At 60.9% G+C, this 1669-nt stretch carries 1 protein-coding gene; it reads left to right on the forward strand.

Features of this window, described 5'->3' with window-relative positions; translation table 11 throughout:
- On the forward strand, window positions 1-184 hold a 184-nt coding region (locus GBG68_RS14490), incomplete at its 5' end, for a hypothetical protein (protein WP_226801813.1).
- Window positions 185-1669: the final 1485 nt, after the last annotated feature.

The following is a 1669-nucleotide window of genomic DNA, read 5'->3' on the forward strand; positions in this document are numbered from 1 at the left end:
TGCAACAACAAGCGAAGCGGCCATAGAAGCCAATACTGAAAGCGTAAAGTCATCCACAGAAACCACCTTCTATCAAATTGCTCCGGAACGGGCGCGGAGACCCGACGCTTGGCGCATAACGGCTAGCGGTATGCCGCAGGAAAAACGCGCAGCGTTTTTGCTGTCGGCTTCACCGCTTTGTTAGCGCAGGTTGTTGTTTAAGTTGGCAGTGAGCCTGGCCGGATACCACCGACAGCGCCTGCTTCTTTATCTTGCTCTCTGGAACCTACCGCAGCGCGCCGTGCTTCGCCAGCGCTGGCTCCGTTCGTTCTTTTATTTTGGCGGCGTGTTCGGGCCGCCAAGGGGCGCTGAGCATTTGCACAGACAGAACCCCAGCCCTCTGAGTTCTTTTCTCTTTTGCGGCCCATTCTCGGAGTAGGGGGCGGGCAGCGCCTACTGGCGGGCCGGCAAAACCCAGGGTGCATCCGCTGTCCCGCGCCTTCACCAGCGCCGGCCTTTCCGTTTTAACCGTGGAGGTTTCTGCGGCAACTGTGTTGCCCCATTTCTCGCGCTAACGGCTAGCGGTAAGCCGCGGGAAAAACGCGCAGCGTTTTTGCTGTCGGCTTCACCGCTTTGTTAGCGCAATGTGTTGTTTTAGTTGGCAGTGAGCCTGGCCGGATACCACCGACAGCGCCTGCTTCTTTATCTTGCTCTCTGGAACCTACCGCAGCGCGCCGTGCTTCGCCAGCGCTGGCTCCGTTCGTTCTTTTATCTGGGCGGCGTGTTCGGGCCACGATGGGGCGCTGAGCATTTGCCCGGACAGAGCCCCAACCCTCTGTGTTCTTCTTCTTCCGCGGCCCATTCTCGGAGTAGGGCGCGAGCAGCGCCTACTGGGGGGCCGGCAGAATCCAGGGTGCTTCCGCTGTCCCGCCTTCACCTGCGCCGGCTTCGCCGTTGCAACCGTGAAGGTTTCTGCGGCTGCTGTGATGCTCCATTTCTCGCGCTAACGGGCTGCTAAGCCGCGCCGCGTCTGCGGCGTCGGCTTCAGCTGCGTGTTAGAACGGTGGGGCGCCTCAAGCTTGGCGCGGGGCCACCGATTCTTGTTGTTCTTCTTTGCTTCGCCGAAGGCGCCGAGCTCGAAGGCTCCGGCCAAACCTCTGGTGAAGCGCGTACCCAAACAGACTACCAAAGCTGGACAGGCCTGATAGCGGTTACTGTGGCCACTGGTCCAGACGGCTCAACGGCGGCCGTGCCCAGGCGCCTGCTATAACCACCGCTGGAAGGTGGCGTGCTTTATCTGTGGCTGGGGCAGGGCGGGAAGCTCGCTGCGCCTACCGAACAAACCCGGAAATCTACGGTTCCGGACCACCCTAACGGCTAGCGGTAAGCCGCGGGAAAAACGCGCAGCGTTTTTGCCGTCGGCTTGACCGCCTTGTTAGCACGGTGGTGAGAATGACTACGCCAAGTGCACCACCATGCAGCAAATTCTTTCTTCTTTCACGCCGGCCGGGCAGAACCCCTGCCGTGCTGGGAGCCAACCTACCCGCAAGCGCCCGCCGGTGCCAGGCCCGTAAGCTCCCCCGTCAAGTAGACACCTCCAAACTAGAACCCATGGCGTAGTGGGTAAAATGTTCGAGCGGTGTGCGTTCGCCCAAGGCGTCGTGCGGCCGCTCCTCGTTGTACTCGATCA

This window comes from Alkalilimnicola sp. S0819 (assembly GCF_009295635.1).
GTDB lineage: Bacteria > Pseudomonadota > Gammaproteobacteria > Nitrococcales > WHIW01 > S0819.